The sequence below is a fragment of the Paractinoplanes aksuensis genome, assembly GCF_024137025.1.
Taxonomy (GTDB): Bacteria; Actinomycetota; Actinomycetes; order Mycobacteriales; family Micromonosporaceae; genus Actinoplanes; species Actinoplanes aksuensis.
The window spans coordinates 227,995-241,518 of the sequence record NZ_JAMYJR010000002.1 but is presented as its reverse complement, the minus strand read 5'-3'; the positions used below and the strand labels follow the sequence as shown (position 1 = coordinate 241,518).

Annotated in this window: 12 protein-coding genes and 1 pseudogene; 8 read left to right on the top strand and 5 right to left on the bottom strand. The window is 72.0% G+C overall.

The genetic code is table 11. The features are described 5' to 3' along the window. Positions 1 to 13: 13 nt before the first annotated feature. The 5 genes from M1L60_RS03075 (at position 14) to M1L60_RS03055 (ending at position 6,295) form a co-directional block, all read left to right on the top strand. Complete coding sequence (locus M1L60_RS03075; protein WP_253235706.1) at positions 14 to 658, top strand: nucleotidyl transferase AbiEii/AbiGii toxin family protein; 645 nt, start codon at positions 14 to 16, stop codon at positions 656 to 658. 64 nt (positions 659 to 722) lie between these two features. After that, positions 723 to 3,212 (top strand): DEAD/DEAH box helicase, encoded by a 2,490-nt coding sequence (locus tag M1L60_RS03070; protein ID WP_253235705.1) that lies wholly within the window; start codon positions 723 to 725, stop codon positions 3,210 to 3,212. Then, positions 3,209 to 4,675 carry a sensor histidine kinase gene (locus tag M1L60_RS03065; protein WP_308208416.1) on the top strand — a complete coding sequence of 489 codons (1,467 nt, stop codon included), beginning with the start codon at positions 3,209 to 3,211 and terminating at the stop codon, positions 4,673 to 4,675. The genes M1L60_RS03070 and M1L60_RS03065 overlap by 4 nt, the downstream gene beginning before the upstream one ends. Next, a complete protein-coding gene (locus M1L60_RS03060) occupies positions 4,672 to 5,340 on the top strand; it encodes a response regulator (RefSeq protein WP_253235704.1) in 669 nt (222 codons plus the stop codon). The genes M1L60_RS03065 and M1L60_RS03060 overlap by 4 nt, the downstream gene beginning before the upstream one ends. 76 nt (positions 5,341 to 5,416) lie before the next feature. Next, on the top strand, positions 5,417 to 6,295 hold the full coding sequence (locus tag M1L60_RS03055; RefSeq protein ID WP_253235703.1) for an alpha/beta fold hydrolase: 879 nt from the start codon (positions 5,417 to 5,419) through the stop codon (positions 6,293 to 6,295). Here the strand turns inward: M1L60_RS03055 and M1L60_RS03050 are convergent. Then, positions 6,226 to 8,922: a hypothetical protein gene (locus M1L60_RS03050; protein ID WP_253235702.1), complete on the bottom strand. Its 2,697-nt coding sequence runs from the start codon at positions 8,920 to 8,922 to the stop codon at positions 6,226 to 6,228. The genes M1L60_RS03055 and M1L60_RS03050 overlap by 70 nt on opposite strands. Before the next feature lie 78 nt (positions 8,923 to 9,000). Between M1L60_RS03050 and M1L60_RS03045 the strand changes: the two genes are divergently transcribed. From M1L60_RS03045 to M1L60_RS03035, 3 genes and pseudogenes are all read left to right on the top strand, one after another. After that, the gene (locus M1L60_RS03045) at positions 9,001 to 9,672 is read left to right on the top strand and encodes an alpha/beta hydrolase (RefSeq protein ID WP_253235701.1); all 672 of its coding nucleotides are present in this window, start codon (positions 9,001 to 9,003) and stop codon (positions 9,670 to 9,672) included. A 102-nt stretch (positions 9,673 to 9,774) separates the two neighbouring features. Next, positions 9,775 to 9,936, top strand: a pseudogene (locus M1L60_RS03040) (AraC family ligand binding domain-containing protein); the annotation flags it as partial. 152 nt (positions 9,937 to 10,088) lie between these two features. Then, positions 10,089 to 10,439, top strand: a complete 351-nt coding sequence (locus M1L60_RS03035; protein WP_253235952.1) for an AraC family transcriptional regulator — start codon at positions 10,089 to 10,091, stop codon at positions 10,437 to 10,439. On the opposite strand, the gene M1L60_RS03030 is transcribed toward M1L60_RS03035, so the two are convergent. From M1L60_RS03030 to M1L60_RS03015, 4 genes are all read right to left on the bottom strand, one after another. Next, positions 10,378 to 10,974 (bottom strand): GNAT family N-acetyltransferase, encoded by a 597-nt coding sequence (locus tag M1L60_RS03030; RefSeq protein WP_253235700.1) that lies wholly within the window; start codon positions 10,972 to 10,974, stop codon positions 10,378 to 10,380. The genes M1L60_RS03035 and M1L60_RS03030 overlap by 62 nt on opposite strands. Beyond that, positions 10,962 to 11,429 (bottom strand): HIT family protein, encoded by a 468-nt coding sequence (locus M1L60_RS03025; protein ID WP_253235699.1) that lies wholly within the window; start codon positions 11,427 to 11,429, stop codon positions 10,962 to 10,964. Before M1L60_RS03025 ends, M1L60_RS03030 begins: the two co-directional genes overlap by 13 nt. 103 nt (positions 11,430 to 11,532) lie before the next feature. Further along, entirely contained in the window at positions 11,533 to 12,945 is a 1,413-nt protein-coding gene (locus tag M1L60_RS03020; protein WP_253235698.1) for an MATE family efflux transporter, read from the bottom strand. A 122-nt stretch (positions 12,946 to 13,067) separates the two neighbouring features. Beyond that, positions 13,068 to 13,505, bottom strand: coding sequence for a MarR family winged helix-turn-helix transcriptional regulator (locus M1L60_RS03015; protein ID WP_253235697.1), 438 nt, complete (start codon positions 13,503 to 13,505; stop codon positions 13,068 to 13,070). Positions 13,506 to 13,524 lie beyond the last annotated feature (19 nt).

The window sequence follows — 13,524 nt, the reverse complement described above, 5'->3', positions numbered from 1 at the left end:
ATACCCTGGCGCGATGACGAGCGTGGACGACTTCTACTCCGACGTCGCCCGCATCGCGCTCGCGGTGGCCACCGAGCACGGCTTCGTGCTCGGCGGCGGCTTCGCCTGGCTGGTCAACGGGCTCGTTCAGCGCCCGACCGAGGACGTCGACCTGTTCACCGACACGGCCGGCGGCGTTGCGGCGGCGGCCGACGGCGTGGCCACGGCCTTGCGAGGGGCCGGCTACCGGGTCGTACGGGAAGAGGGTGACGAGCTCTTCGCGGGCATGGACGAGGACTTGCAGGAGTTCCTGGTCGCCACCGACTCCCGGGCCTTGCGGCTGACGTTGTGCCGGCTCGACCGGTCGCAGAAGCCCGTCGTGATGGAGTTGGGGCCGGTCATGCACCTCGACGACCTGGTCGCGACCAAGGTGGCGGCGCTCGTGAACCGGCGCGAGGTGCGTGACTACATCGATGTCGCGGCCGCGTTGGAACGCTACCCCCTCGACGTCCTGCTGGAACTGGCCCGCAACGCCGACCCGGCGCTCGACCCGGAAGACGTGGCCGACGCCGGGCGTTATCTGGATCGGCTGCACGACGCGCGGTTCGCGCTCTACGGCCTCACCACTCGACAGATCGGCGAACTGCGGCAACGCCTCGCGCAGTGGCCGAGAGACTGATCCATAGAATGAACCCCGTCCGACCGCCCCGCCCACCGCCCAAGACCGGACTGAAGACGACCATATGACGCTGACCGACCGCCTCCCGGGCACCAACGATCCCGACGCCGTGTTCGACGCCTTTCAGAAGTGGGCGACCGAGCAGGGGCTGGCCCTCTACACCCATCAGGAAGAGGCGCTCATCGAGATCGCCACGGGGGCCAACGTCATCCTGAACACCCCGACCGGCTCGGGGAAGAGCCTCGTGGCGACGGGTGCGCACTTCATGGCGCTGGCCGACGGGCGCACCACGTTCTACACCGCGCCGATCAAGGCGCTGGTCAGTGAGAAGTTCTTCGCCCTGGTCGCGACGTTCGGCGCGCACAACGTGGGCATGCTGACCGGCGACGCCAGCGTCAACGCGGACGCGCCGATCATCTGCTGCACGGCCGAGGTGCTGGCCAACCTGGCGTTGCGCGAGGGCAAGGACGCCGACGTCGGCCAGGTCGTCATGGACGAGTTCCACTTCTATGCCGAGCCCGACCGCGGGTGGGCCTGGCAGGTGCCGATCATCGAGCTGCCGCAGGCCCAGTTCATCCTCATGTCGGCCACGCTCGGCGACACCTCGCGCTTCGTCGACGACCTCTCCCGGCGTACGGGGCGGGCCACCGCCGTCGTGGCCAGTGTCGAGCGGCCGGTCCCGCTGCTCTTCTCGTACGCCATGACGCCGTTGCACGAGACGATCGAGGAGCTGCTGCAGACCAAGCAGGCGCCGGTCTACATCGTCCACTTCACCCAGGCGGCCGCCCTTGAGCGGGCACAGTCGCTGATGAGCATCAACATGGCCACCCGCGAGGAGAAGGACAAGATCGCGGCGGCCATCGGGAACTTCCGGTTCACCGCGGGCTTCGGCAAGGCGCTGTCCCGGCTCGTGCGGCACGGCATCGGCGTGCACCACGCGGGCATGCTCCCCAAGTACCGCCGGCTGGTCGAGACCCTGGCCCAGGCCGGGCTGCTGAAGGTCATCTGCGGGACCGACACGCTCGGCGTGGGGATCAACGTCCCCATCCGTACGGTGTTGTTCACCGGCCTGTCCAAGTACGACGGCGTGAAGACCCGGCTGCTCAAGGCGCGCGAGTTCCACCAGATCGCCGGGCGCGCGGGCCGGGCCGGGTTCGACACCCTGGGCACGGTCATCGTGCAGGCGCCCGAGCACGTGATCGACAACGAGCGGGCCCTGGCCAAGGCGGGCGACGACCCCAAGAAGCGCCGCAAGGTCGTGCGCAAGAAGCCGCCGGAGGGCACGATCGGCTGGGGCCAGCCCACGTTCGACCGGCTCGTGGCGGCCGACCCCGAGCCGCTGACCTCGTCGTTCGGCGTGTCGCACGCGATGCTGCTGAACGTGCTGTCGCGCGGCGGCGACCCGTTCCAGGCGATGCGTCACCTGCTGACCGACAACCACGAGGAGCCGGCGGCCCAGCGGCGGCACATCCGCCGGGCCATCGCCATCGCCCGCGCGCTGGTGGCGGGCGGGGTCATCGAGCGTACGGAGGACGGGGTCTACCGGCTCACCGAGGACCTGCAGCTCGACTTCGCGCTCAACCAGGCGCTGTCGCCGTTCGCCCTGGCCAGCCTGGAGCTGCTCGACCGCGAGGCGCCCGACTACCCGCTCGACGTCGTGTCGGTGATCGAGTCGACGCTGGAGGACCCGCGGCAGGTGCTCTCCGCGCAGCGTCAGAAGGCTCGCGGCGAGGCCGTCAACGCCATGAAGGCCGAGGGCATCGAGTACGAGGAACGGATGGTGCTGCTCGAGGACGTGACGCACCCCCGGCCGCTGCTGGAGCTGCTCGAGGGCGCGTACGAGACTTACCGTCAGGGTCACCCGTGGGTCGCCGACTACGAGCTCAAGCCCAAGTCGGTCGTCCGCGACATGTACGAGCGGGCGATGACCTTCACCGAGTACGTGTCGTTCTACGGCCTGTCCCGCTCCGAGGGCCTGGTGCTGCGCTACCTGGCCGACGCGTTCCGCGCGCTGCGCCAGACCGTGCCCGAGGACGCCCGCACGGAGGAGCTGACCGACCTCATCGAGTGGCTGGGCGAGCTGGTGCGCCAGGTCGACTCCAGCCTGCTCGACGAGTGGGAGCGGCTGCGCAACCCCGGGGCCGAGGTCGAAGAGGTCCGCATCGACGACAAGCCGCCCGCGGTCACCCGCAACACCCGGGCGTTCCGGGTGCTGGTGCGCAACGCCATGTTCCGCCGGGTCGAGCTGGCCGCGCTGCGCCGCTGGGACCTGCTGGGCGAGCTCGACGCCGAGTCGGGCTGGACGGCCGAACGCTGGCAGGACGCGATCCTCGACTACTTCGACGAGTACGCGACGCTGGGCACCGGCCCGGCCGCCCGCGGCCCCGCGTTCCTCAACATCGAAGTCACCCCCACCGCGTGGATCGTCCGCCAGATCTTCGAGGACCCCGAGGAGGACCACGACTGGGGCATCGAGGCCACCGTCGACCTGGCCGCCTCCGACGAGATCGGCGCGGCGGCGATCGTCGTGACCTCGGTCGGCCCTCACGAATGAGCCGCCGGCGCGTCGCCGCCGCCTTCGCCGTCACTCTGCTCGGGCTGCCGGCTCTGACAGCGGCGACCCACGCGGCCGGGCTCGAACTCGCCGACGGGGTTCTGCTGTTCCTGGGCGCCGTGGTCGGGGTGGCGCTGCTGGGCGGGCTGTGGCCGGCACTGCTGGCCGCGGTGGGCGGGTTCCTGCTGCTGAACTACTTCTTCACAGCGCCCGTACGCAGCCTGGACATCAATACGCGGCAGGGCGCTCTGGCCCTCGCCGTCTTCGTGCTGGTCGCGCTGGCGGTGTCGTGGATCGTGGATCTGGCCGCGCGGCGGGCCCGGGAAGCGGTGGCCGCTACCGCTGATGCGCGGGTGCTCGGGGCAGTGGCCGGGGCTGTGCTGGCCACGCCGGATCCGATGCGCGGGCTGCTCGGGCAGTTGCGGGAGCTGTTCGGTCTGACGTCGGTTTCGCTGCTCGAGCAGGCAGCTGAGGGGTGGCGCGTCGTCGCCGTATCGGACAAGTCCGGCTTTTCGGATTCACGTGAAACATCTTTTTCGCGAAGCAGTCGGGCCGCCGCCTCCCCCACCCTCGTGGGTGGGCCGAACAGTAGCGCCCCCGAACCGGACGAAACGACTTATCCACAGGCGGCCGAGCGTGAGATTCGCGTCCCGGCCGACGACGGACTGGTCCTGGCCCTGCGAGGTCGCGACCTCGACGACAACGAGCTGCGCATAGCCCGGGCGTTCGGCGCCCAGGCCGCCGTAGCCCTGCGCCAGCAACGCCTGACCACCGCCGCCGAGGGCGACCGCGTCCGCTCCGCCCTGCTCGCCGCGGTGAGCCACGACCTCCGTACGCCCCTGGCCTCGGCCAAAGCCGCCGTGGCCGGCCTCCGCAGCGACGAGGTCCACTTCGACGAGCACGACCGCCGCGAGCTGCTGGAAACCGCCGACGAGTCCCTCGACCGCCTCGCCGCCCTGCTGGCCAACCTGCTCGACCTCAGTCGCCTGCAGGCCGGCGCCCTGGCCGTGCACCTGACCGACGTCGGGTTCGACGACGTCGTCCCCGTCGCTCTCGACGAGCTCGGCCCGGGCGGGCGCCGGATCACCGTACGGCTGCCCGAGGATCTGCCGGCCGTCCTGGCCGACCCCGGCCTGCTCGACCGGGTGCTGGTCAACGTCGTCGGCAACGCCCTGCGTTACAGCCCGGCCGACTGCCCGCCCGAGATCACCGGGCGCGCGATCGACGGCGACCGGGTCGAGCTGCGGGTGGCCGACCGCGGCCCGGGCATCGCCCCCGGCGACCGGGAGCGGGTCTTCCGGGCCTTCCAGCGGCTGGGCGACCGCGACAACCACACCGGGGTCGGCCTGGGTCTGGCCCTGTCCCGCGGACTGACCGAGGCCATGGACGGCACACTGGTTCCCGAGGACACCCCGGGAGGAGGGCTCACCATGGTCCTGACGCTGCCGGCGGCCGCGCCGTGACCCGCATCCTGGTCGTCGACGACGACCCGCAGATCCTGCGGGCGCTGCGGATCAACCTGCGCGCCCGCGAGTACGACGTGGAGGTGGCGGCCGACGGCGCCGGCGCGCTCAAGGCGGCCGCGGCCCACGCCCCCGATCTGGTCGTGCTCGACCTGGGGCTGCCCGACCTGGACGGCACCGAGGTGATCCGCGGGCTGCGGGGCTGGACCAGCGTGCCGATCATCGTGCTGTCCGGGCGGGCCGAGGGCGCCGACAAGGTGGCCGCGCTCGACGCCGGGGCCGACGACTACGTGACCAAGCCGTTCGGGGTGGACGAGTTGCTGGCCCGCATCCGCGCGGTGACCCGGCGCGCGCACCCGTCGGACGCGGCGCCGGGGCCGGTGACTGTCGGGAAGTACACGGTCGACCTGGCCGGGCACACGATCACCCCGGACCAGCGGCTCACCCCGACCGAGTGGCAGCTGCTGGAACAACTGCTGCGCAACCCGGGCAAGCTGATCACCCAGCGGAGCCTGCTGCACGACGTGTGGGGTCCGCAATACGGCACCGAGACGAACTATCTGCGTCAGTACATGGCGCGCCTGCGGCGTAAGCTCGAGGAAGACCCGACCCGGCCCCGCCACCTGATCACCGAACCCGGCATGGGCTACCGTTTTCAGCCGTAAGGGGTCCTGTCAGCTACTGGCCCCGGCCCGCCAAGGTCAGTACCGTGACGGCACGACCGACGCGCAGGAGTGGCCAGTGTCCCACAGCGACGTGTTCACGACCGGCGGTCGCCGGTTGCGCTACGAGGTGTCCGGCGCCCGTGACGGTGTCCCCGTGTTCCTGTTGCACGGCACGCCCGGCAGCCGCATCGGCCCCCGGCCCCGGGCCGGCGTGCTCTATCGCCTCGGCGTCCGGCTGATCAGCTACGACCGGCCGGGCTACGGCGGTTCCGACCGGCACCGCGACCGGACTGTGGCCGACTGCGCATCCGATGTGGCGGCGATCGCCGACGACCTCGGGCTCGACACGTTCACTGTGGTCGGCCGGTCCGGCGGCGGGCCGCACGCGCTGGCCTGCGCCGCCCGGCTGCCCGAGCGCGTCACCCGGGCCGCCGTGCTGGTCAGCCTGGCCCCGCACGACGCCGAGATCGACTGGTTCGGCGGCATGATGCCGTCCAACGTGGAAGAGTTCGGCGCCGCCTCCCACGACGAGCCCCGCCTGGTCGAGAGCCTGCGGCTGCAGGCCGACCGCACCCGGCGCAGCCCGGTCAGCCTGCTCGACTCGCTGCGCCGCGAGATCGCCGGCCCCGACCTCAAGGTCGTGCGCGATTTGATGATCCAGCAACGGCTGGTCGAGGCGTACGCCGAGGCGACCCGCGGCGGGCCGTACGGGTGGATCGACGACGTGCTGGCCACCCGCCGCGACTGGGGGTTCGACCTGGTCGACATCAAGCAGCGGGTGCGGGTGTGGCACGGCGCCGAGGACAACTGCGTCCCGCCCGCGCACGCGCGCTGGCTGGCCGAGCGCATCCCCGGCGCCGAGCTGACCGTGCAGACCGGCACCGCTCACTTCGGGGCCATGGAGATCCTGCCCGAGATCCTGTCCTGGCTGGCCGAGCCCGCGCTGGTGGCCTGACCGGGCACCCCGCATGCCCCCGGGTCCACCTCGTGACCCTGGAGCAGATCCTCGAAGACCTTTTCGTACGCCGGGTCGCCCGGGTACCCGCTGTGGCCGCGCGCGGCCCGCCGCGCCTCGAACGCGGAGTCCTCGATGGTCGCCGGGTCCCGCAGACGCAGGTCGGGCCCGACCGCCCAGTACTTCGGGTAGGGACATTCGTCGGGCGCGCAGCCACCCGGGCAACCGCAGCGCTGTTTCGAGGTGTGGCCGGGGCAGTCGTCGGGGCAGCCGATCCGGTGCCAGCGGTCGATGTCGGGCCCGAAGCTCGCCGCCGACGACGGCGCGGCCCAGGCCAGCACCGGGCCGCCGAGCGGGTCGGTCCACCGGTAGACGCTGCGCCACCGCCCGCCCAGACCGCGGTACACCCCGCACAAGCGGTCGTAGCCGAAGTACGAGGGGAAGAACCGCGCGTACAGGAACTGCAGCTGCGACCCGTACGTGATCATCGAGAGCCGGCCGAGGGCCGTGCGGGCCCGGTCGGACCGCAGGTCGCCGTCGTGCCCGCTCCGCGTCGCCTCCTCGGCCAGCACCGCACAGGCGGCGGCCGTGATGACGCTGCCCTGGCTGTGCCCGGAGAGCACGATGCGGCCGGCCGGCCCGTCGCCGACCAGCGGCTGGTTGGCCAGCTGCGAGGCCCGCCCGGCCACGGCAAGGACGGCCTTTCCTCCGTACGGCGGCGGACACAGCGGGTGCCCCGTGCGGGGCCAGAACGACAGCAGGTCCCAGACGATCCCCACGCCCGTCCGCAGTCCCGCCCGGCGCCACGTGCCCAGCCCGAGCACGACCAGCCCGGTCGCGCCGAACGACACCACGGCCACGCCGAGCTGCCCCAGGGGCCCGGTGGCGCTGGCGGTCAACGGGGACGACCCGTCCTCGACGAAGATCAGCCACACGCCGGCCAGCGCGGCCGCGATCACGGCCAGACCGCCGAGCAGGGCGATGAGCCCGAGCACGTGGTGGTAGCGGTAGCGGATCAGCGCGAGCCGCCACTTCGCGGCCACCCGGGCCCGGGCCCGTTCCAGCCCGTGCCGCTCGCTGTAGTCACCGCACAGCTGGTCGGGGTAGCTGTCCCGGTCGAGCAGGAAGACCAGAAACGACAGTCCGACCACCAGCACGATGCCGCCGGTGATCCATTCCGCCTGGCGGCCCGCCCCGGCCCAGGACACCTCGTCGCCCACCAGGGCCGTCCCGCCCACCCCGACCGCGACCACCAGCGCCAGGAACAGCACCCACCACCATTCGCGGCGCAGGAGCCAGGCCGCCATCGGCAGCAACGAGACGGCGAGCAACAGGGCCAGCCCGCCCCACACCGCGGCCAGGACCCAGTAGACGCTGGCCACCTCGATCCCGTCGCCGGCGCCCTCGAGAACGGGCTTGCCCAGGGCGCGGGCGGTCCAGAACACCGCGGCCGCGCTCATGCCCATGCCGGCGACCGCGCCCAGCGCGGCCCCGATCCAGCCGGCCATGCCGCCGAAGAACGGCCGGAACGGTTTGGGCACGGCCCGCATCTCGCGGCCGTCGGCGCAGCAGGCCAGCCACGCGCACACGACCAGGAAGACGAGCAGGGTCAGCCCGAGCAGCGCGCTCACCCCGTTGGCGACACCCGCGAACAGACCACCGACACCTTGCGGGCGCACCCGGCCGCGAAGCACGTGGTCGAGGCCGTGGGCGCTCAGGACCACCGCCGCCAGGGCCGCGGCCGCCGTGACGTAGCGGGCGACACGCATCCGGCGCGACAGCGCGGTCGTGTCGTGCCCGTCGGAGGTGAGCACGGCCGGCGCCGGGTTGGCGATCACGACGTACAGGTTGGCCAGCAGGCCCGCCCCCAGCAGCCCGGCCACGACGGCGCAGGCGGCGGTGAACGCCGGCTCGTAGCCGGCCCACCGGCCCGGGAGACCCAGCATGGCCAGGGCGAGCAGCCCGGCGACGGCACAGCCGACCGTGACGTGGGCCGCGCGCTGCGACGACGTCTGCAGCGGGCCGCGCCAGAAGCCGGGGTCACCGGGGTCGCCGTTGCTGTGCGGACGTTCCCGGCGCGGGCGGCCGGGCGGGTCGTGCGGGAAACCGAGCCGGTCGAACTGCCACAGCACGGCCAGCAGGACGATCGGCAGCAGCGCCGTGACCAGCGTGCGGATCCCGTCCGAGCGGTCGCTGAACCGGGCCAGCAGCCAGAAGCCGCGCCCGCAGTCGTCGTCCGGCCCGCACTGCCGGGCCAGCACACCCCAGGCCAGGTAGCAGGCGGCCACGACCATCGTCACCGTCGACAACAGACCCAGCAGCCGCAGCACGCCGTCGGCCAACCGGTCGCGCCGGCGCCGGCGGGCGGGCATCAGCAGCGCGAACCGGGCCACGTTGACCAGCGCGAACGGCAGCAGCAGAAGCCACAGGGCCCGGGACGGCGAGCCCGCGGTGTAACGGCCCCAGTGGTAGCCCTCGACCACCCGGTCGGGCGGGGTGGCGTGCGTACGCCGGAAGATGCGCCCGTCGTCGTCCCCCGCCACCTGCGTCGGCCACGGATCGTCCAGCATCGACTCGATCGGCGTTCCGCTGACGCCGTGCACCCGCAGTTCCGCGGCCTGTTCCATGGCGCTCACTATCCGCAGCGGCGCGCCGCGCGCAGTCAGGTGCCTTACTCCTCACTCGGACGGGTATAGGAATGGCTCATGACCACGTTTGTTCTCGTCCCCGGGGCCTGGCACGGCGGCTGGTGGTACGAACCCTTGGCCGCCGAACTCGAGAAGGCCGGGCATCAGGCGGAATGCGTGACCCTGGCCGGGCTCTGGCCCGACGACGACCTCGCCCACCGCCCGGTCAACCTCACGACACATGTCGACCAGCTCGACGCGCTGGTCGAGGATCTGACAGCCGGCGGCGACCCGGTCGTGCTGGTCGGCCACAGCTACGGCGGCCAGGTGATCAACGAGGTCGCCGACCGCGGGCAGGCCCGGATCAGCGCGCTGATCCACCTCGACAGCGACATCCTGCTCGACGGCGAGTCGTGCTGGGACGTCACCACCGAGGAGAACCGCCGGTACTTCCTGGATTCGGTCGGCGCCGACGGCCTCGGCCTGGCCCCGATGCCGTTCTTCGACGACCGGGCCCGGCCCCACCCGTTCGCCACGCTGCTGCAGAAGACCCGCCTCAGCGGCGCCTGGAAGTCGGTCCCGATCAAGCGGTACGCGGCCGCGACCGACACCCCGGGCGGTCCGCAGGCCCCGGTGTCGATGGAGCGCGTACGCCATGACCCGGACTGGCACTACGAGGAGTGGCCCACCACCCACAACGTGCTGCGCGACGGCCCCGACCGCGTGCTCGGACTGCTCAGCGACTTGTAGGGTTCGCACGTGCCACCCGAGACGATCGAGCAGCGGTCCACGCTGGTGTACTTCGGCGACGACGCGTTCGCCTACGCCGGGCGGCACCAGCACTACGGCGAGATGCGGGTGCACACGCACAGCTTCGTCGAGATCGCGATCGTGTCCCGGGGCGACGCCGTGCACCACAGCCTCAACGGCCGCCAGCAGCTGCGGGTGGGTGACGCCGTGCTGCTGCGGCCGGGCGTGTGGCACGGCTACGAGGAGTGCCGCGACCTCGAGGTGTACAACTTCTGCTTCTCGGCCGAGCTGCTGCGCCAAGAGCTGGGCTGGACGCGTGACGACCCGCTGCTGGGCCACTTGCTGTCGACCGGCCCGTACAGCGAACGCCGCCGGGGCATCCTCACCACCCACCTCGAACCGGCCGAGCGCACCCAGTGCTTCGGGCACCTCGACGCCCTGGCCGAGCTGCGCACCCATCCGGCCCACCTGCACCGCACCGACATGATCGCCCGCGTCGTGCTGGCCCTGGGCTGCGTGGCCCGGGCCGTCGGCGACGGGGTCCGGGCCGAGCCGGTGCACCCCGCCGTCCTCGAGGTGATGCGGCGCATCGAGGACGTACGGTCCGGGCCATCGCGGAAAAGGTCGGCTGGCCCGACCAGAACTACTTCGCCCGGCGCTTCCGGGCCCACTACGGGCTCACCGCCACCGAGTACCGCACCCGCTTCACCCGCGGGATCGACCTGGGCTCGGTCCGGCGGCCGCCTCCGCCCGCAGCAACACACTGACCGCGTACGGGTCGCCGTCGCTGACGATCTCGCCGGCCGGCCGCATCCCGAGGCGCGCCATGACGGCGCGTGAGCTCGCGTTGTCGCGCCGGGTGCACGAGGCCACAGCCTGGGCGTCCAGCTCTCCGAAGGCGTACGCGAGACCGGCCCGCCCGATCTCGGTGGCGTAACCCCGTCCCCGGCAGTTACCTCGCAGTGCCCAGCCGAGCTCGTACCAGCCGGAGTGGTCCCGCGCCCACGACTCGTCGGGCAGGAACGCGCGCAGCTGACCCCAGTCGTCGTCCAGCGGCGGCCGGGACAGGCCACCACGCCCGACGAGCTCGCCGCTCCCCCGGTCGTACGCGATCCACTTGTGCACGCCGTCCCGCCGCCAGCCCTCGCCGATCGCCCGGGCCGACCCCTCGACCTGATCGTACGTGGGTTTCTCGCGGTGGTACCAGGGCCACACCGCGTCGTCGGACAGAACCGACCACAGATCCCGTACGAGGTCGGGTCCGCCCGGCACGAGGCGGAGCCGCTCGGTCAGGAGCTCCACGCCGCCCGCAACCGCTCCGCGTAGGGCCGGCGCTGCTCGGCCGACACGAACTCCGGGTACGGCTGGGTGCCGTAGAGGTCGTCGCCGGCGTACCGGGGGAAGACGTGGACGTGGTAGTGCCAGGCGTCCTGGTTGCCGCTCGGCTCGTTGTGCTGGCGGACCGACGTGCCGTCGCAGTCGTACGTCTCGCGGACGGCCACGGCCACCTCGCGCACCAGGTCGTGCACGGCGTGGCCGTAGCGGGCAGGCAGGTCGTACAGGTTCTCGTGGTGCGCGTCCGGCACGACCAGCACGTGCCCGTGGTTGCGGGGCCACCACCGCGGCGCGATGAACGCGGTGGCCAGGCCGGTGCGCCGCACGACGTCCTGCTGGGTGTTGATCCGCCACTCGTCCTCGCCGCCCGCCACGAGCCGGCAGAACGGGCACGAGTAGCCGTCGGGCTCGTGATTGAACATCGTCGAAGCTTAGGGCCTGTCTTGCCGATCACGTGGGTGCGAGGCGAGGTCCAGGTGGTAGCTGGGCCACGCCGCAGCCCCGCGTGATCGGCAGGACAGGCCCTCAGGCCTCGGCACCCTCGAGCACGGCCTCGGCCCGCTCCGGGCTGCCCTCGGCCAGGCCGCGGTCGATCGAGGCGCGGGCGGCCAGCCACATACCGACGCCGATCAGGAAGACCAGGCCCTCGGTGACGGTCAGGGCCCAGATGATGCCGGGCAGGCCGAACAGGCTGTTGCCGAGCAGCACGATCGGGATGAACAGGACGCCCTGGGCCATCGACATGACGATCGCGGGCCGGGCCCGGCCGGTGGCCTGGAACAGCGAGGTGATCAGGCCGGCGAACCCGTTGGCCACCGTCGCCACCAGCTGGGCGACCAGGATCGTGACGCCGATGGCCAGCACCGCCTGGTCACCGGAGAACGCAGTCAGCACCTGCTCGCGGAACACGAAGACCGAGCCGCCGAGGACCAGCATCACGCCGCCGACGGTGATCGCCGACGCCCGCAGGGCCGCGTTGAGACGAGCCCGATCCCCCTTCCCGTACGCATAGGCGAGCAACGGGAGCACGCCGAGCGTCACGCCCATGATCAGGAACTCGGGAACCTGGGCGATCCGCACCGCGACGCCCATGGCCGCCAGCGGCCCGTCGCCGTACCCGGCGGCCAGGTTGTTCAGCACCAGGACCGTGACGATCATGAACGCGAACTGCAGCAGCTCGCCCACACCGACGCCGAACACCGGCTTGAGCACGTCCGCGCGCAGCGTGAACCAGCGCGGGGCCAGGCTCACGTGCTCGCTGTTGCGCTGCAACCAGTACGCGAAGTAGGCCACCGTGATCAGGTTGGCCAGCCCCGTGCCGAGCGCGGCGCCGGCCACACCCCAGTGGAAGAACAGGATGAGAACAACGTCGAACACTACGTTGGCGATCGTGGACAGGATCAGCCCGTTCATGGCCTGCCGCGCCGCGCCCTCGGCCCGCACGATCTGCTCGAGACAGAACGCCGCGGCCAGCACCGGCACGAAGGCCAGCATGACGGCGACGTACTCCCGGGTGGCCGTCACGGCGGCGGTGTCGGCGCCGAGCAGGGTGACCAGCGGGTGCAACAGGGCCAGACCGGCGCCGCCGACCACGACCCCGGCGATGACCGAGCCCCAGACGGCGAACGACGAGACGTGCTTGATCCCGGCCGCCTGCCCCGGGTCGTGCTCGGCCGCGCCGAACAGCCGCGAGATGAGCGCCCCGCCGCCGACCCCGAACACCCCGCCGATGGCCATGACCAGGCCGAGCAGCGGCGTGCCGAAGGTGATCGCGGCCAGCAGTGCGGTGTCGTGCTGCGAGCCGATGAACCCGGCATTGATGACGTTGTAGACCGCACCCACGATCATCGCGGCCGCCATCGGCACACAGAGGTGCACGAGGGCGCGCAGGATCGGCGCGGTGGAGAGATACCAGCGGTTGGAGCGGGACGCGCTCATGACTGCCTCTTTCATCAGATTTCGGGCACCACAGAGCGCGCCGGGGCGCAGCTCGGGCCTTTTACGCAGGCGGGAGCGCGCGACGGCGGACCGGCGCGGTGCGGGTGAGGTGCGGGGGTGTTCTAGCGGGTCGGCTGCGGCAGTTCCGCGGTGATCTTCTGGAGCAGGGCCTGCAGGGTGGCCCGCTCGTCGTCGTCGAGCGGAGCCAGGATGCTCTCGTCGGCGGCGGCCATGGCGACGTCGAACCCGGCGATCAACTGCTGCCCGGCCGGCGTGGTGAAGACGCGCTTGACGCGCTCGTTGCCCGGCTCGGACCGCCGCTCGACGAGCCCGCGCCGCTCCAGCCCTTGCAGCAGGCTGGACACACTGGCCGCACTGGTCCGGGTGACCTCGGCCAGCTCACGCTGGATCGCCCCCGGCTGCTGGGTGAGGTAGCCGAGCACGAAGCTCTGCTCGAAGCTGAGCCCGCGCTCGCGAACCCAGTCCTCGGCCGCCTTGCGCTGCGCCCACCCGATCCAGCGGACCAGCTGAAGCGACGTGGTGAGATCCGGTGCGTCCATACTCAGAACTCTAACCGTT